The sequence below is a fragment of the uncultured Pseudosulfitobacter sp. genome (assembly GCF_963976325.1).
Taxonomy (GTDB): Bacteria; Pseudomonadota; Alphaproteobacteria; order Rhodobacterales; family Rhodobacteraceae; genus Pseudosulfitobacter.
This window is the reverse complement of sequence record NZ_CAXBJW010000001.1, coordinates 121,378-139,035: the sequence shown is the minus strand read 5'-3', so window position 1 is coordinate 139,035 and position 17,658 is coordinate 121,378. Positions and strand designations below refer to the sequence as shown.

Below are 17,658 nucleotides of genomic sequence, written 5' to 3'. Positions count from 1 at the left end.
GACTGAATATCAGCCCAGTTTTGCCCAACTGTCGCCCCCGATCAAGTCGCGACAGCAGCCTCGACCGCGTCCACCACCGAATTGACCGCGCTTTCCAACACCTGCGCATCTTCGCTTTCGGCCATGACGCGGATCAGCGGTTCGGTGCCCGAGGTGCGGATCAGCAGACGGCCATTGCCGCGCAACTGGCCTTCGGCGTCCGCAATCGCGGTTTTGACCGATGCGACATCCAGCGGTGCCTGCCCTTCGGCATAGCGCACGTTCTTCAGCAATTGCGGCACCGGATCGAAACTGTGCAACAGCGCGCTGGCCGGTTGCCCCGAGCGGATCATTTCTGCCAGGAACTGCAAGCCCGCCATCAGACCGTCGCCGGTGGTGGAATGGTCGGTCATCACGATATGGCCCGATTGTTCACCGCCCAGGTTGAACCCGCCCTCGCGCATACGCTCGACCACATAGCGGTCGCCCACGTTGGTGCGTTCCAGCCGCAAGCCGCGCCCTTCCAGAAACCGTTCAAGCCCAAGGTTCGACATGACGGTGGCAACCAAGGCGTTGCCTTTCAGCGTGCCGTCCTCGGCCATCCGCGCCGCCATCAGCGCCATGAACTGGTCACCGTCGCCGACCTGGCCATGCTCGTCGATCAGGATGACGCGGTCGGCGTCGCCGTCCAGGCAAATCCCCACATCGGCCCCGTGCGCCACCACTGTTTCGGCAGCGGCCTGCGGGTGGGTCGACCCACAGCCCTCGTTGATATTGTGGCCATTGGGGCTGACGCCCACGGGGATCACGGTGGCGCCCAGTTCCCACAAGGCTTCGGGCGCGACGCGGTGCGCAGCCCCGTTTGCGCAGTCGATCACGACCTTCAGACCGTCCAGACGCATCTGACGCGGGAACGAGGATTTCAGCCGCTCGATATAGCGAAAGCGCCCGTCGTCGATGCGCTTGGCGCGGCCGATCTGGCCTGCGTCGATCAGGTCCACCCCGTCACGCACCAGTGCCTCGATCTCGGCCTCGGCGGCATCGGACAGTTTAAAGCCATCGGGGCCAAAGAACTTGATGCCGTTGTCATGGGCCGGATTGTGGCTGGCTGAAATCATCACGCCCAGATCGGCGCGCATGGACCGGGTCAGCAGGCCGACTGCCGGTGTCGGCACCGGTCCCAGCAGCAGCACGTTCATGCCCATCGACGTCAGACCCGCCGTCAGCGCGTTTTCGAACATATAGCCCGACAGGCGCGTGTCCTTGCCGATCACCACCCGGTGCACGCCGCTGGCTTCGCGTTTGAAATAGCGCCCGACCGCCGCGCCAATGCGCAGGGCGGTTTCGGCTGTCATGTTGCCGGTGTTCGCAGTGCCGCGAATGCCGTCTGTCCCAAAGAGTTTTTTCATGACGCCTGATGTGCCACAGAGGCGCGCCAAAGGGCAATGGCCTGTGTGTGCAGCGCGACGTCATGGGCGCGGATCAGCTGAACCCCCTGCCCCAATGCCGCCAGCGCCACGCCGACCGAACCGGGCCCGCGTCTGGCCGCGTCCGGTTCGTTCCCCAAGGTGCCGATGAAACGCTTGCGTGACACACCCAGCAGGATCGGCACGCCCAGCCCGTGGAACAGCGACAGGCGGTTCAGCAGGGCCATGTTGTGATCCAGCGTTTTGCCAAATCCGATGCCGGGATCGGCGATGATCTGGTCGCGGGCAATGCCCTGGTCGGTCAGCGCGGTGATGCGCGCGTCCAGGTAATCGTACACATCCAGCAGCACATCGTCATAGTGCGGATCGTGGTGCATGGTTGCCGGATCGCCCTGCGCGTGCATCACACAGACCGGCGCACCGCGATAGGCACACAGCGGTGCAAGTGCTGCGTCATAGGTAAAGCCCGCCACATCGTTCACCACATCGGCACCGGCATCCAGCGCCGCGGCCGCGACTGCCGCCTTGCGGGTGTCGATGGACACCGGCGTGTCGATGCCCGCCGCGCGGATCGCTTCAATGACCGGGGCGGTGCGGGCAATCTCGTCTTGCGGGTCGACGGTTTCGGCGCCCGGGCGGGTGGATTCACCGCCCACGTCGATCATGGCAGCGCCGTCCTGCACCATCTGAACCGCATGGGCGGTGGCCGCATCGCCTGAATGCTGGCCACCGTCCGAAAAACTGTCAGGCGTCAGGTTGAGAATGCCCATCACATGCGGCGTGTCCCACCCAAGGCCCGCAATCGCTGCGCGTGAAGCTGTCAGCGCGTCAAGGTCGCCATGCACCTGATCCGCAGAGGTCACGACCGGTGCACGGCCACGTTCCAACACTTCGACATGGGTGAACCACCCCCAGCCACCGGCCAGCGTCAGCGCCGCATCGGGCCGCGCCGGCCCGACCTGCACCAGGGGCCGGAAATACTGCTTCACAGCACCGCCTCGGTCACCGGCACCGCGCGCAAAGGCACAGAGGCATCTGCGGGCAGGTCCGCGCCGATCACCAGCAGCTCGGACGCGTGATAGGTCGAGGCGAACCACGCGGCCAGTGCCACCGCATCACTGGGCTGCACCGATGGCCCCGCCACCGCATCCAGCACGATCTTGGACGGCGCCCAAACGCAGCTTTGACCGTTTTTCATTGCCCAATCCAGTTCGGTGTGGGTCTCGACCACCACGCAACGCGCGTCGCGCGCCGCCAGCACCCAGGCGTTCTGTTCAATGGCCAGCAGGTCGATGCGCCGCTGGGTCCAGCGGTGGCCGGTTTGCGGCGCAGGCACGTCCGAGGGACCGACGCAAAAGATCAGCGGGCGACCTGCGGCCTGCAACTGGTCGATCCAGCCGGTCAGATGCGACGAGGCGATGGCGGCGTTGCCAAAGAACACCAGTTCGGGATGCAACGGGTCGTCTTCCTCGGCGGGCGCTGCGTCCTCGGTCCGGGCGCGCACGATCTCGACGCCCAGGGCACCCGGTCCGCGATCCATCTTTTCGATGCGCACAAAGGCGCGGACCGCCTGCGGTTCGATCAGGATGCGGTCGGCCACACGTTCCGCCAGCGTTTCAAGCAGGTTCAACCGTTCGTCTGCCAGCTCGTGGGCAATCGCTTCGGTGACTTTGTCATAGCTCAGGATGCGGTCCACATCATCGTCGATGGGGCCGGTCAGCGGCTGCACCTCGACCACGATGTTGAACTTGATGCGCTGGGTTTTGCCGCGTTCCGCCTGAAAGGCCCCAATTTCCACATCTACCGCATAATCGCGCACCGAAATCCGGTCGAGCGGCATTCCGTCATCAGTGGCCGCCGATCGTTCCGACGGGTGCGCAAAAGCAAGGTGGATTTCAGAGGCCATAACGTCGCATTCCAAGAGCAGTTGAATGCCCTTCTAACGCCCCCGCCCCCAAAGCGACAGGGTCAAAGGCGTCACAGGAACGACCAAAGACGGCGCGGCGTCAGTTCGACGCGGTCATATACGTGTCGCGGTAGAACAGATGCACACCGATGCGCGCCGTCTGGGTATAGACCTTGCTCCAGCGTGGGTTCACGGCGGTGGTGTGATAGTGTGTGGCACCCGATGTCAGCTTGGGCGCGGTTCCGTCCAGAACAGCGCGGGCGACCTTGGCCACGCGGTTATACGCTCCCTGCTCTCGGATTTTGTCGGCGTGGCCGTCACAGGTATAGGTGAACTGGCACTGATATTTCTTGCCGGTGCCCTGTTTGATCACACCGCAGACCGATCCGGGGAAGCGGCCCGATTTGACACGGTTCATGATCACCTCGGCCACGGCAAACTGGCCTTTGACCGTTTCGCCACGCGCTTCGAAATACAGCGCCTCGGACAGACAACGCCATTGGTCGCCGCCGGTCGCCTTGGGCTGGTGGTCCAGCCATGTGCTGGTGAATTGCAGGCCCTTGTGGCTGGTGGTGGGGGGCGAAATCATTGCTTGCAGGCGTTCCTGGGACAGGGACTGAAGACCCTGACGTTCGGTCTTGAGCAGGCTCAGCGCCTCTTTTTCCGAGGCATGAGCAGGAACAGAACACAGACCAAAGGCCAGTGAGAGGCACAGCAGCAAAAATTTCATCAGATCCATCACACGCAGTTTCAATGGCGGTGATCTAACGAAACAAAGGCAAAGAATCCACCTCTGATGCCTTTATGTCGCAGGCAGCCCTGTTCCGGCACAGGATATGGCGGCGAAAACAGGGGTCGGCTACCCGGTCTTGTGGCCTATCGCAAGCTGCGCCGCAGCAAGCCGTGCAACCGGTACGCGAAACGGCGAACATGAAACATAGTCGAATCCGGCCTGCCGCACAAAGGCAATCGATTCGGGGTTGCCGCCGTGTTCGCCGCAGATCGACAGCACGATATTCGGCTGCGTGCCGCGCCCGCGTTCGGCGGCCATCTGCATCAACTCGCCCACGCCGTCCACGTCCAGCGTGTGAAACGGGTCCTCGGGAAAGACGCCCTGTTTGACATAGGTCGACATGAACCGGCCCGCATCGTCGCGCGACAGACCATAGGTCATTTGGGTCAGATCGTTGGTCCCAAAGCTCATAAATGCGCAATAAGGCGCGATTTCTGCCGCCCGCAGCGCCGCGCGCGGAGTTTCAACCATCACGCCCAAACGATAGTCAAAGGCCGCACCGCGTTCGTTGCGCACGGCGGCGGCGATGCCATCCACACGGGCGCGCACCAGTTCGACCTCGCGCTTGGCACTGACCAGCGGGATCATGATTTCGGGCACCACCGGCTCTCCGTCCTTGCTGGCGTCGATGGTCGCCTCGAAGATGGCGCGGGCCTGCATTTCGTAGATTTCCGGCACGGTGATGCCCAGACGCACGCCGCGCATCCCCAACATGGGGTTGTATTCCATCAGGCTGTCGACCCGTCGGGTGACGGTGGACAGCGGCAGGTCCAGCGCTTCGGCCAATTCCCGCTGACCGGACCGGCTGGTGGGCAGGAATTCATGCAAGGGCGGATCAAAAAGGCGGATGCACACCGGCTGACCCTGCATGATGCGGAACAGTTGGGTAAAGTCGTCGCGCTGCATCGGCAGCAGCCGTTCCAGCGACGCGCGCCGGTCGTTCGAGCTGTCGGCAAAGATCATTTCGCGCATGACGGTCAGGCGGCCCGGCTCGAAGAACATATGCTCGGTCCGGCACAGGCCGATGCCCTGCGCATTGAAGTTGCGCGCGGTCTGCGCGTCGGCGGGCGTGTCGGCGTTGGCGCGCACGCCGATGTCGCTGGCGGCACTGGCCCAGTCCATCAACTCCTGAAACGCATCGTCCAGCGCCGCCTCGTGCATGTCGGGCGCGCCCAGCAGCACCTGCCCCGAGGTGCCGTCGATGGTGACAACATCGCCTTCGCGCAGGGTGCGGCCATCGCTGGCCTGAATGGTTTTGTTGGCAATGTTGAACTTCATGTCCGAGACGCCCACCACGCAAGGCAGACCGATGCCGCGCCCGATCACCGCCGCGTGGCTGGTGATGCCGCCGCGTTCGGTCAGCACGCCCTTGGCCGCGTGCATCCCGCGAATGTCCTCGGGCGAGGTTTCGCGGCGCACCAGAATGCACGGTTCGGACCGCGCGGCGCTGGCCTGCGCCTCGGTCGCGGAAAACACCAGCCGTCCGGTGGCGGCACCGGGGCTGGCGGCGATGCCGTGGCCCAGCACGTCGCGCGGCGCGTCGGTGGCGATCTGGCGGTGCAGCAATTCGTTCAGCGCGCGCGGCTCGACCCGCATCAGCGCCTCTTCGCGGGTGATGATGCCATCGCGGGCCAGTTGCACGGCAATGCGCACCGTGGCGCGCGACGAGCGGTTGACACGCACCCCGTCCAGAATGTGCAAGCTGCCGTTTTCAATGGTAAATTCCACCTGCATCTCGGCGCGCAGGCGGGCGCGCATCAGCGCGGCATGGGATTTAAGCTGGGCAAAACACTCGGGCACCAGCTCTTCCAGGGAAGGACCGCGCGGGTCGCGGGTGATAAAGATGCTTTCGGCCTGCGGGCTCAGCGCGTCGCGGCCCTGGCTTTGCCGCAAGTAGCGTCCGGTGATCTGCTTGAGCCCGGTTTCGGAATCGACCAGTTGCAGCACGCCCGAGCCACATTCGCCGCGCCCGACGCCCAGTGCCATCTGTTGCACCACCAGCCCCAGCCCCGCATCGGCTGGTGCGCCCTTGGCCATGCGCAACAGACGGGCCGAGGTGCCCTCCCACGCGCGGGCCATGGATTTCAAAACGCCGGCCAACTGGGTACCGATGTCTTCGGGAAACGGCTCTTCGGTCTCTTGTTCATAGGCGGACAGCGTCGCGTCCAGCGCCGCGGCGTCCTCGCCGTCGATGGCGTCGAACATGTCCGGGTCCAGACGTGCGACGTGCACGGCATAGCCCTGCACGAACCGCAGGAAAATCTTGGTCGCCGCTTGGGTGCCCAGCGTCTCGCACAGTTCGGCGTGGCGGTCGTGGTTCATGCCGATGTTCAGCACCGCGCCGGGCCCGCCCCAATCGGGGTCTTGCGACGAAGGGCGCACACACAGCAGCGCGCGGGACGGGAATGCGGAAAGGATGCCGGGAATGTCCGGCAAATGCCCCGAGGCGATGTTGTGCACCGCGCCAAAGCTCAGCGCCACGGTCGCGGGCACCGGCAGGTCCAGCCGCACCAGCCGTTGCAGACACTTTGCCCGACCGCCGTGGGTTTCAGCGGTGATCGGGGCGGTCTGCGTGACCAGCGTCGTGTCGGGGTTATTCTGCACTGCGGCACCTTTTGATTTGGGGGCAGCATAGAAGGTAATGATTATGTGACAAGGGGGCGCGGGGGCCTTTGGAGGAGATGCTTTGGGGGGCGCTGCCCCCGGCGCTTTGCGCCTCCCCCGGAGTTTATCTGGCAAGATGAAGGGGCTTAGCCCTCGATGCGGGTCAGGTCGGCCACGGCCAGACAGATCTGGCGGATGCGGCTGAGCAGGTTCAGACGGTTGCGGCGCACTGCTCCGTTGTCGGAATTCACCTGAACGGCGGTAAAGAACGCATCAATCGGCGCGCGCAGGCCGGCCATGGCGGACATGGCGGTGGTGAAATCCTGCGCCTGCATGGCGGGGGTAATCTGTGCCTCGGCTTTATCAAGGGCCGTGAACAGGGCGCGTTCCTCGTCGGTTTCGGCAAATTTGGGGTCCGCGCCGAAAGAGTATTCGACGCCGTCGGCCTGTTCCGCCTGGGTCAGGATGTTGTTGGCGCGTTTGAAGCCCTGGATCAGGTTTTCGCCGTCGTCGGTTTTCAGCGTGTCCGACAGGGCGCGGGCACGTTTGACCAGCAGGTTTAGGTCGTCGTTGCCGTCCATGGCGATGCAGGCGTCGATGATGTCGTGGCGGATGCCTTGGTCGCGCAGGTAGACTTTGAGGCGGTCGTGGATGAAGGCGAGGAGGTCGTAATCGAGTGCCGCCACCTCATCTACATTCGCATCAAAGTTAGTTTCTGCAAGGCTTCCGATAATACTTTTCAAGAAGCTTTGCGCCCAAATCGGTTCACCAGTGCCTTGAGCAAATTTTGCAATCTTAGTCGCTTGGCCAAGTACTTCAGAGTGGCGGAGTGTGTTCAGGAGAAAAGCCAAGTTGTAAGCAATTGGACTGACCAAATTTACGCTCAAATCATTCTCAACCAAAATCCGAATAACCCCCAACGCCGCCCGCCGCAGCGCAAAGGGGTCCTTGCTCCCTGTCGGCTTCTCGTCAATCGCCCAGAAGCCGGTCAGCTTGTCGATCTTTTCGGCCAACGCCACGGCCACAGACACCGGCGCGGTTGGCACGTCATCGGACGGCCCCAGCGGCGCATAGTGGTCTTGGGCGGCGGCGGCGATGGCTTTGTCCTCGCCCATGGCTTCGATGTAATAGCGGCCCATAAGCCCCTGAAGTTCGGGGAATTCATAGACCATTTCCGAGGCCAGATCCGCCTTGGCCAGACGCGCGGCGCGTTCGGCCTGATCGGGGTCGGCGCCCACGGCGGGGGCAATTTCGCGGGCCAGTGTCGCCATACGGTCGACCAGGTCGGCCTGCGTGCCCAGCTTGTTGTGGAAGGTCACGTTTTTCAGCGCGTCCAGCCATGCGGCCATGCCTGCATTGGCAGTGCGCAGGTCGTTTTCCCAGAAGAATTTCGCATCCGCCAGACGGGCCGACAGCACCTTTTGGTTGCCTGCAAGGATGGTCGCGCCGTTGTCGGCGGTTTCGCGGTTGGCGACGGTGATGAACCGTTCGATCCGCCCCGACTTGGGGTTGCGCACGGAAAAGAACTTTTGATGCTCTTTCATCGAGGTTTGCAAAACCTCGGGCGGCAGGCCCAGAAAATCGTCGTCAATCTTGCCCATAAGCACCACCGGCCATTCGACCAGCCCCGCAACCTCGGCCAGCAGGCCAGCATCCTCGACCACCTCAAGCCCTTGGGCGAACGCCTGATTGGTGGCGTCGTGCCAGATCGTATCGGCACGCTCGGATGCGTCCAGCACCACGTGGGCGCGTTGCAGTTTGGTGGTATAGTCGTCGAAATTGCGCACGGTGATGGCACCGGGCGACATGAAGCGGTGGCCTTGGGTGGTGTTGCCGGCCGCGATCCCGTCAATGTCCATCGGCACCACTTCGGCGCCCTCTTCGGTGACCAGAATGCACAGGATCGAATGCAGCGGGCGCACCCATTTCAGCGTGCCACGGCCCCAGCGCATCGACCTGGGCCAGGGAAAATTACGGATGGTCTGTTCCAGCACCTCGGCCACGATCTCGGCGGCGGGGCGGCCCGGTTTGGTGATCTTGGCGAACAGGATCTTGCCCTTGGGCGTGTCGCGCTCTTCCAGATCGCCGCGGGTCAGGCCGGCGCCGCGCAGAAAGCCGTCGATGGCTTTTTCGGGCGCGTCGGCCTTGGGGCCTTTGCGTTCCTCGACCGTGGTGGGGGACGCGGCCAGCGCGCCCTCGATGGTCAGGGTCAGACGGCGCGGCGTCGAAAAGGCGGCGGCGGACGCATAGGTCAGACCGGCCTCGACCAGCCCGTCGGTCACCAGCTTTTTCAGGTCACCTGCCGCGCGGGTTTGCATCCGTGCAGGGATTTCTTCGGAAAACAGTTCGATCAGCAGGTCGGGCACGGGCATTTCCCCATCAGATTGCGCTGCGGGGTGGATAGCGCCCCTAAGGCCAAGGGTCCAGAGGCGGAACAGCAACAATCGTAGCACAGGGTGTGGAAACTGTTTAAGCCATCTCGTCAGCCAGCGTCGTCACGTCGGGGCCAGAGATATGCGGGATCACCCGATAGGCGGCTTCGACCAGATTGTAGACGGCAAATCCCAGCAGCCCCAGCCCGGCCCCCGCCAGCAAAAAGCGGCCCCAGGCCAGGGTGCGCAGCGTGTCCAGCGCCTGCCCGATGCCGCCCGCATCTGACGGGTCGGCGTGCAAGGCGGCAAAGCCCAGCGACATGCCGACCAGCGCCAGCATGGCACCGTGCACCACAAGGCCAAAGGTCAGCACAGGCTGGGCGCGTTGCGTAAAGGGGGCGTTGGACAGATGGCTGCGATACGATCCGGTCACGCCCTTGCGGGCATAATAGACACCTGCGGCGACAAGCACAGCCGCGGCCAGCGCCACCAGCGTCGGCCCCATCGGCATCTGCATCACTTGTGCGGTCCAGTCCCGCGCACCGCTGTCATCGGCGGCCCCGCCGCGCGCCAGTCCTGCAACTGACAGGCCAATGGCCCCGTGGATCACGCCGGTGGCCGCCGTGCACAGGCGGGCAAAGATGCCCTTGGCGTCGGTGCCGTGGTCCTCAAGGTCCAGTGCCGCGTTGACGATCCGCCAGATCATATAGGCCGCCAGCCCCACCGCGATGCACCACAAGAGCGTCAGCCCCATCGGTTCGTCCTGCAAAGTGGCCAGCGCGCCCTTGGTGCCCTTGGCGTCACCGCCGCGCAGGGCCGCCGTCAGCGCCAGCCCGCCAACAATGATATAGATCACTCCGCGCGCGCCATAGCCCGCGCGCATGATCCATTTTGTGCTTTGGTGTGCGGCGTCGGCCATCTGACAAATCCCTCATGCGATACAAGGGACAACTCACAGGGTCGTGAAATGGTTCAATCGTCGGCGGGCCGTTCGGGGCATTCCTCGCCCACGACGGTGCCATCATATGCCTTTTCGCCGCAATCGTTCAGCTCGTGCCAGACATAGCCGCGTCCGTCCTGCGTGATTGCCACGACACGGTCGACACCGTAATGCACGTTCTTTTGCGACAGGAACGGCAGCGCGGTCCCGGCCTCAAGCTCGGCGCCGATGGCAGCGGCGTCAAAGCAGTCGAACCAGTCCGGCGCATTGCGCGGTTCAGCGCGGTCCAGACCGACAAAGGTTTCGGTCAGCGTGGCCAGCGACATTTCGGTTGTGAAACAGGCGCGGTAGCGGATGGGAGAGCTGTCGGCGTCGATCGCCTGAAAGTCGGTGAAGGGGATCGGCTCGGGCTGGTCCGAGACCACCGAGACAAGGTTGACCTCTTCCTGCGTCACCTCGTCGTAAAAGCCGTAGACTTGCAGGTAATACATGCCTGCGCCCGCGATGAGAGCTGTAATCACGATCAATCCCGCCAGTATCTTGCCGGTCATGCGACTGCGTCCGGGGTCCAGCCCCCTGCCCGCGTCTGCACAAAGGCGTCTGCGCAGGCCTTGGTCAGCGCACGCACGCGGCCGATGTAGGCCTGCCGTTCGGTGACCGAGATCACGCCGCGCGCGTCCAGCAGGTTGAAGATGTGGCTGGCCTTGATCGCCTGATCATAGGCGGGGTGCGCCATCACGATGCGTTTGCCGGTCTTGGGGTCGTCGTGTGCCTGTTCAAGGATCGCCTTGCACTCGGCCTCGGCCTCCTCAAAGTGACGCAGCAGCACGTCGGTGTTGGCCACGTCGAAATTCCAGCGGGCGTATTCTTCTTCGGTTTGCTTGAACACATCGCCATAGGTCAGCGGGATCGGCGATTGCGGATCGTTGAACGGCATGTCCATCACGTGATCGACCGCCAGCACATACATCGCCAGACGTTCCAGACCATAGGTCAGCTCGCCCGAGACGGGGCTGCAATCGTGGCCGCCGACCTGCTGGAAATAGGTGAACTGCGACACTTCCATGCCGTCACACCAGACTTCCCAGCCCAGCCCCCACGCGCCCAGCGTCGGGCTTTCCCAGTCGTCCTCGACAAAGCGGATGTCGTGCAGGCTGGCGTCGATGCCGATGGCCTGAAGGCTGCCAAGGTACAGCTCTTGCAGATCGGGCGGGCTGGGTTTGATCAGCACCTGATACTGATAGTAGTGCTGCAAGCGGTTGGGGTTCTCGCCATAGCGCCCGTCGGTGGGACGGCGCGAGGGCTGCACATAGGCCGCAGCCCAAGGTTGCGCGCCCAGCGACCGCAGCGTGGTTGCGGGATGAAATGTGCCTGCGCCCACTTCCATGTCATAGGGTTGCAGGATGGCGCAGCCTTTGGACGCCCAATAGGTCTGAAGCCGCAGGATAATCTCCTGAAACGAACGGGGGGCTGTGGACGTGTTGGACATGGGCGGTACGCTTTCCAGTTTCGTGCGCGCCTTACCTACGCAGCCCCCCGACAATGGTCAATCGCGGCTTTGTCGCAGGCGTCGGGCACATGCACATCAGAATCGGCCCCGAAACCGCAAGAATAGATGCAGGATCGGATGAATTCCCCGTGTGGCCATATGGTCAATGCAGCGAAATCCTGCTTAATTGTGTCAAATAATTTCCGAGCAGGAGTTCAGGTTAAGATGATGCGCAAGATGGTGGTTGCGGCAATGCTGGCAACAGGGATGTCAGGGTTGACAGCAGGAGTGGTGGCGACACCTGCGGCGGCTCAGTCCGCGCAAGAGGTCGTTTGGGTGCAGATCGAAGCGCACCCCAGTCTGGCCACCGCGACAGACCGCGCCCGCGACTATGCCGGCGCCATCGAGGATGTGAACGGCTTTGCCTTGGGTGGCGGCTGGTACGGCATCGCTCTTGGACCTTACGCCCGCGATGATGCCGAACAGGTGCTGCGCGTCTATCGCGCCGACGGGCTGATCCCGCGCGATGCGTATATCGCCGAAACCTCGGATTACCGGCAACAGTTCTGGCCGCTGGGGGCCAACGTGCTGAATCGTGGCGTGATTGATGCGCCCGAAGGTGTGGCATCGGACACCCCGACGCAAACGGATACGCAGGTTGCAACCACCGAGACCGCCCCCGAGGCGACGCCGGACCCCACAACAGAAACCACCGCCGAAGCGGCCCCCCTGCCCGAACCCGAACCAGCGGATGAAACCCCGACCGAAGCCCGCCGCAGCGAACAGTTGCTGACCCGCGACGAGCGGATGGAATTGCAGATGATGCTGAAATGGGCCGGCTTCTACGAAGCTGCCATCGACGGCGCCTTTGGCCGTGGCACCCGCAATTCGATGGCCGCATGGCAAGAGGCGAACGCCTTTGACGTCACCGGCATCCTGACCACCCTGCAACGCGCCACCCTGAAAAAGCAGTACAACGCAGTGCTGGACGGATTGGGGCTGGAACGGGTTGTGGACGCGCAGGCGGGCATCGAGATGATGATCCCCACTGGCGTGGTGGCCTTTGACCGTTACGAGCCGCCCTTTGCCCATTACGACGCCACCGGCGACATTCCGGCCAAGGTGCTGCTGATCAGCCAGCGCGGCGATCAGGACACGCTGTATGGCCTGTATGACATCATGCAAACGCTGGAAATCGTCCCGCTGGAAGGGCCGCGCGAACGCCGCCAGAACGACTTTGTGCTGATCGGTGAAAACGGCGTCATGGTGTCGGAAACCCGCGCCACCCTGCAAGACGGCAAGATCAAGGGCTTTACCCTGATCTGGCCTGCGGGCGACGAAGAACGCCGCCGCCGTCTGATTGGCGAAATGGAAAAAAGCTTTGTCCGTCTCGAAGCGGCACTTGACCCTGCTGCGGGCGAGGCCAGCGAACAGGCGATTGATCTGGTGTCGGGTCTGGACGTGCGCAAGCCGCGCATTGCACGGTCGGGGTTCTATGTGGACAACGCCGGTCTGGTCATGACCACATCCGAAGCGGTGCAGTCCTGCACCCGTCTGACCATCGACGACGAATATGACGCGGACGTGGTGGCCGATGACGCCGCCACCGGCATCGCCGTGTTGCGCCCGCAAGAAACGCTGGCACCGCTGTCGATCGCACATTTCAGCGCAGACGCGCCCCGGTTGCAGTCCGAAGTTGCGGTTGCAGGCTACAGCTATGACGGCGTGCTAAGTGCGCCCAGCATGACCTTTGGCACGCTGGCCGATGTGCGCGGCCTGCAAGGCGAAGCCGGTGTCTACCGTCTGGCCATGACCACCCTGCCCGGCGATGCGGGCGGTCCGGTGTTTGACGCCACGGGGTCGGTGATGGGCATGTTGCTGCCCAAGCCCGGCGGCGCGCGCGCCCTGCCGGACGAGGTGGTTTTTGCCGCCGATGCGGATGTGATCCGTCGCGTTCTGGCCGGTGCGGGCGTCAGCATCAAGGCGGCTGCCGAAACGGCAGTGTCCGAACCCGAGGACATCACCCAGACCGCCGTGGGCATGACCGTTCTGGTCAGTTGCTGGGACTGAACGGCCCATCGGTTTAAACAAATGCGCGGCACTCAAGGGTGCCGCGTTAGGCCCGCGTTAAGGGCTGTCCATCATTTTGACGATCAAGCGTGGGGGCACGTGAATGTCGATCAAAGTGGAGTGGACCATGATTACCAGATTTCTGAGCATTATCGCAGTTGGCGCAACCGTCCTGACGGCATCGCAAGCGGCTGCAACCGTTGCAACGCCGCCTGCGACCCATCAGGGGCAGTGGTGGACCAATCCGCTGGGCTGCGAATATTCGCGTGCCGGACGCCCCGGCGAAACCATGTGGTTCCTGATCATCAACACCGCCAGACCGGGCTGCCCGACCTATATCGCGGGCACCACGTGGGGCGGTATCTATCGCGCGCATGGCACGATTTTGAAACGGTAAAGCCTGATCACCTGACCCGTTGACGATTGATTGCTACAGGACAGCGGGCGGGACCACGGTTCGGCTGCCGCCCGCTGGTGCTGTGGTGCGTTTGTGCAGACATCGCGTGCGTGGCAATCCGGCCCTTCGGGGAGGATTTTTTGAACCAGAGAAGCCGCGACGGGCGTGATCAGTCGGTGATGTCCGGCGTAAGGTAGATCAGCGTCGGCCCATCGGCGCGGAACGCGGCGGTCACGGCCTGCTGCATCTGCTGAATGGTCTTTGGCGCGGCAGCATTCGCGCCGAACGCCTCGGCCAGTTTGCAGAAATCGGGATTGCGCGCGATCACCGCGTTGGGGGCGATCTGGGCGCGGGTCATGCTGTCTTCGATCTCTTTCAGCTTGCCATTGTCCCACAGGATGATCGGCAGCGGCAGGCCCAGTTCGACGGCGACGCCCAATTCCTGCATGGTGTAGTGAAAGCCGTAGTCGCCGATGATCGCCAGCGTCGGCTTGCCGGGGCGCGCGATGGCACCGCCGATGGCCGCAGGCGTGGCATAGCCCAGCGTGCCAAAGCCGTATGGATGGTGCCAGTGACCGGGCTTGGTCATCGGCCAGACATCCTGAGCGACATAGGCAAACTGGGTCATGTCCGAATAGATCATGGTGTCGTCAGGCATAACTTCGCGCAGCGCATCGCACAGCAGCGCAATGCCGGGCCGCGCCGCGTCGGTGTCGGCGCGCCATACGGCGCGGGATTTTGCAACCTCGTCCGCCGACCAGCCCGAGGCGCTCTTGTCCATCGCTTCGGCCCGTTCCAGCAGCGCGCGCATCAGCAGCGGGCCGTCGCACAGGATGTTCAGCACGCCCGCATCGGTGTTGGTAAAGGCCTGCGGGTCGATGTCGACGCGCACCAGCAGGCTTTGATGCCCCAGATGCGCGCGCCACAGGTCAACCTCGGCCAGTTCCGATCCGACGACCACAACCACATCGGCCGACCCGATCACATCTGCGCTGGAAGGCTGCGACAGCGCCGCGCCAAAGTGCAGCGGATCGTCGGTGCCGACAATGCCGCGCCCTGCGTAGGTGGTGAACGATGCAGCGCCCAAGGCTTTCAGCGCCTTGCGGGTCACATCGGCACCAACGCACGCCCCGCCGCCAAAGACGAACAACAGCCGCTCGGCGCCCAGGATACGGTCCAGCGCGTCGCCCATCTGCGGCAGGCTGGGCGCGGTATAGGGGCGCGGTGCGGGGGCGGGTTCGGCGGGCGCTTGCAGGGCTGCGATCGGCACCTGGATGTGCTTGGGACGCGGGCGCTGTGCCGTCATTTCGGTCAGCGCGCGGTCGATCAGCGTATAGGCGGCCTGCGCCGTGCGCGCCTCGGCGGACCAGTCGCAGACGGTGGCGGCCGCCGCGCGCTGGTCTTTCATCTGGTGCAACTGGCCTTTGATACCCTCGACCTCGTCCAGACAGGACGACACCACCAGAACCGGCACGGAATCGGAATAGGCCTGCCCCATCGGCGTCATGATATTGCACAGTCCCGGCCCGGTGATCACATAGGCCACGCCCGGCTTGCCCGATGCGCGCGCATAGCCGTCAGCCATGAACCCCGCGCCCTGCTCGTGGCGGGCCAGCACATGGGTGATCCCCGCCTCTTCTATGCCACGGTACATTTCCTGATTGTGCACGCCGGGAATGCCAAAGATCGTATCGACCCCGCGCGCCTTCAGCATGTGCGAAATTTGGGCACCAAGGGGACGTTTCATCAGGCTCTCCAGAATTGAACGGTCACGATGGCATAGACCACCATCAGCTCAAGCCGTCCTACCAGCATTCCGCCGGCAAGCAACCACTTGGCCGTGTCGTTCAACGGGCCAAAGTTCCCGGCCGGGCCGATGGTGTCGCCCAGACCGGGGCCGATGTTGGCCAATGCAGTGGCCGCCCCCGACAAAGAGGTGACGAAATCCAGTCCCGTCATGCCCAGTGCGACGGACAAAAGGCCCAGCGACACGACAAAGAACACAAAGAACGACATGACCGAGCCCAACACATCCGCATCCACGGGACGCCCGTCGTAGCGCGGGGTAAAGATGCCATGCGGGCTGCGGGTCTTGCGCAACTGCGCGCGGATCGACGAAAACAGGATCTGGTAGCGGAAGATCTTGACCGAACAGGCCGTCGACCCCGCGCAACCGCCGATCAGCCCGGCAAAGAAGAAAATCGCGATCAGGAACGGCCCCCACGCCATGTAATCCACGCTGGAAAAGCCGGTGCCCGACATGACCGAAACCACGTTGAACAACGCCTCGCGCACTGCGCGCTCTATGCTGTGGGGGAAGATATAGGTCAGGGTAAAGGCGCTGACGCCGACGATGACGGCGATGGTGCCCAGAAACGCGTGCACCTGTGTGTCGCGCCAGATGGCGGTGGTGTTGCCGTTGATCAACTGAACATAGCGCACAAACGGCAGCGCCGCGAGAATCATGAAGAACGAGGCCGCGTATTCCTTGACCCCGACAAAGGTGCCAAAAGATGCATCGTAGTTCGCAAAGCCCCCCGTGGACACCGTGGTAAGCGCGTGAACCGTGGCGTCAAAGACGTTCATCCCCAGGATCAGGTAGACCAGCGCACAGACCAGGGTGATGGCGATGTATATGCCCGATATCTGGCTGGCGATCTGGGTGGCACGGGGCAGGATCTTGCCCATGGTTTCAAAGGCTTCCGACCGGAAAATCTGCATACCGCCAACCCGCAGTTCGGGCAGGAACACCATGGCCACAACGATGATACCGATGCCGCCCAGCCATTGCAGGATGCCGCGCCACAGCAACAGCCCCTTTGGCAGACCGTCCAGACCGGTGAACACCGTGGACCCTGTGGTGGTCAGCCCGGACATCGCTTCAAAGAACGCATCGACATAGCGCGCCTCGGTCGCGCCCAGCACAAAGGGCAGCGCGCCAAAGATCGGCAACATCAGCCACACACCGGTGGTCAGCAGGAATGTTTGTTGGATGGTCAGACCTTCGCGGACACCGTTGGAACAGCTCAGCGCCATAACGCCGCCAGCCAGAATGGTGATCAGGCCGGATTCAACAAACACCGGCCAGTGCTCCCTGCCCTCGGCAAGATCCACCAGCATCGGGACAATCATGGTCAGCCCCAGGGCAGTAACCAAAAGTCCGATGACATATCCAACGGGGCGCAGGTCTAACATTTCGCCAGCGTTGGCGCGGGCCGCGCCGACTGTCAAGGCAGTCTCAGGCGCAGCCCAGCATCAATTTGATATTAGACGTAGTACAGATCGCGAAACACGTACGCGGGGATGTTTTCGCGTTCGATTTTCAGTTCGGCCAGTTGTGCGTCGGACATCGCGTTCAGACGTTCGATCAGGTGCATACGGGCTTCCATGCCGCGCGATTTTTGACCGGCTTCGACCAGCACGGTGAAAAAACGCGACAGCGTTACGCCGAGGCCTGCAAAGAAATGTGCGACGGGCGATGTGGATACGTGAGTGACGGTTTGGGTAGCCATGATGATGTGCCTTTATGGTTTGGAGTGTGAAACGTTCCTCCTGTGGACCATCATATAGGTATGCGCGGCTGACCTACCACCGACGATATTGCATAGCTGCATTGCAGCATTTCGAATATGCTTTCGCCCAAATATCGTGCAAATCGCCTGATTTAACCCCGCTGCACCG

At 63.2% G+C, this 17,658-nt stretch carries 14 protein-coding genes; 2 read left to right on the top strand and 12 right to left on the bottom strand.

The window, feature by feature from the left end; translation table 11 throughout:
* Positions 1-41: 41 nt before the first annotated feature.
* The 9 genes from glmM to AAC077_RS00675 all read right to left on the bottom strand — a co-directional run bounded on the left by glmM (position 42) and on the right by AAC077_RS00675 (position 11,510).
* On the bottom strand, positions 42-1,388 hold the full coding sequence (glmM, locus tag AAC077_RS00715; RefSeq protein ID WP_339765867.1) for a phosphoglucosamine mutase: 1,347 nt from the start codon (positions 1,386-1,388) through the stop codon (positions 42-44).
* Entirely contained in the window at positions 1,385-2,395 is a 1,011-nt protein-coding gene (folP, locus tag AAC077_RS00710) for a dihydropteroate synthase (protein ID WP_339765865.1), read from the bottom strand. Before folP ends, glmM begins: the two co-directional genes overlap by 4 nt.
* Positions 2,392-3,312 (bottom strand): dihydroneopterin aldolase, encoded by a 921-nt coding sequence (locus AAC077_RS00705; protein WP_339765863.1) that lies wholly within the window; start codon positions 3,310-3,312, stop codon positions 2,392-2,394. Before AAC077_RS00705 ends, folP begins: the two co-directional genes overlap by 4 nt.
* A gap of 100 nt (positions 3,313-3,412) precedes the next feature.
* Positions 3,413-4,042, bottom strand: coding sequence for a cell wall hydrolase (locus tag AAC077_RS00700; protein ID WP_339767905.1), 630 nt, complete (start codon positions 4,040-4,042; stop codon positions 3,413-3,415).
* Between the two features lie 129 nt (positions 4,043-4,171).
* On the bottom strand, positions 4,172-6,709 hold the full coding sequence (locus tag AAC077_RS00695; protein ID WP_339765860.1) for a putative PEP-binding protein: 2,538 nt from the start codon (positions 6,707-6,709) through the stop codon (positions 4,172-4,174).
* A 146-nt stretch (positions 6,710-6,855) separates the two neighbouring features.
* Positions 6,856-9,075, bottom strand: coding sequence for a glycine--tRNA ligase subunit beta (gene glyS, locus AAC077_RS00690; RefSeq protein WP_339767903.1), 2,220 nt, complete (start codon positions 9,073-9,075; stop codon positions 6,856-6,858).
* Between the two features lie 103 nt (positions 9,076-9,178).
* Positions 9,179-10,000: a DUF1206 domain-containing protein gene (locus AAC077_RS00685; RefSeq protein ID WP_339765858.1), complete on the bottom strand. Its 822-nt coding sequence runs from the start codon at positions 9,998-10,000 to the stop codon at positions 9,179-9,181.
* Positions 10,001-10,053: 53 nt separating this feature from the next.
* On the bottom strand, positions 10,054-10,572 hold the full coding sequence (locus tag AAC077_RS00680; RefSeq protein WP_339765855.1) for a DUF6446 family protein: 519 nt from the start codon (positions 10,570-10,572) through the stop codon (positions 10,054-10,056).
* Complete coding sequence (locus tag AAC077_RS00675) at positions 10,569-11,510, bottom strand: glycine--tRNA ligase subunit alpha (protein WP_339765853.1); 942 nt, start codon at positions 11,508-11,510, stop codon at positions 10,569-10,571. The genes AAC077_RS00680 and AAC077_RS00675 overlap by 4 nt, the downstream gene beginning before the upstream one ends.
* A 267-nt stretch (positions 11,511-11,777) precedes the next feature.
* Here AAC077_RS00675 and AAC077_RS00670 point away from each other — a divergent pair, with 267 nt between their 5' ends.
* Both AAC077_RS00670 and AAC077_RS00665 read left to right on the top strand, forming a co-directional pair.
* Positions 11,778-13,580, top strand: coding sequence for a serine protease (locus AAC077_RS00670; protein WP_339767901.1), 1,803 nt, complete (start codon positions 11,778-11,780; stop codon positions 13,578-13,580).
* 127 nt (positions 13,581-13,707) lie between these two features.
* Positions 13,708-13,977 carry a hypothetical protein gene (locus tag AAC077_RS00665; protein ID WP_339765851.1) on the top strand — a complete coding sequence of 90 codons (270 nt, stop codon included), beginning with the start codon at positions 13,708-13,710 and terminating at the stop codon, positions 13,975-13,977.
* Between the two features lie 169 nt (positions 13,978-14,146).
* On the opposite strand, the gene AAC077_RS00660 is transcribed toward AAC077_RS00665, so the two are convergent.
* The 3 genes from AAC077_RS00660 to AAC077_RS00650 all read right to left on the bottom strand — a co-directional run bounded on the left by AAC077_RS00660 (position 14,147) and on the right by AAC077_RS00650 (position 17,489).
* Positions 14,147-15,724, bottom strand: a complete 1,578-nt coding sequence (locus AAC077_RS00660; RefSeq protein WP_339765849.1) for a thiamine pyrophosphate-binding protein — start codon at positions 15,722-15,724, stop codon at positions 14,147-14,149.
* Complete coding sequence (locus AAC077_RS00655; RefSeq protein WP_339765846.1) at positions 15,724-17,172, bottom strand: TrkH family potassium uptake protein; 1,449 nt, start codon at positions 17,170-17,172, stop codon at positions 15,724-15,726. Before AAC077_RS00655 ends, AAC077_RS00660 begins: the two co-directional genes overlap by 1 nt.
* Before the next feature lie 71 nt (positions 17,173-17,243).
* A complete protein-coding gene (locus AAC077_RS00650; RefSeq protein ID WP_339765844.1) occupies positions 17,244-17,489 on the bottom strand; it encodes a hypothetical protein in 246 nt (81 codons plus the stop codon).
* Positions 17,490-17,658 lie beyond the last annotated feature (169 nt).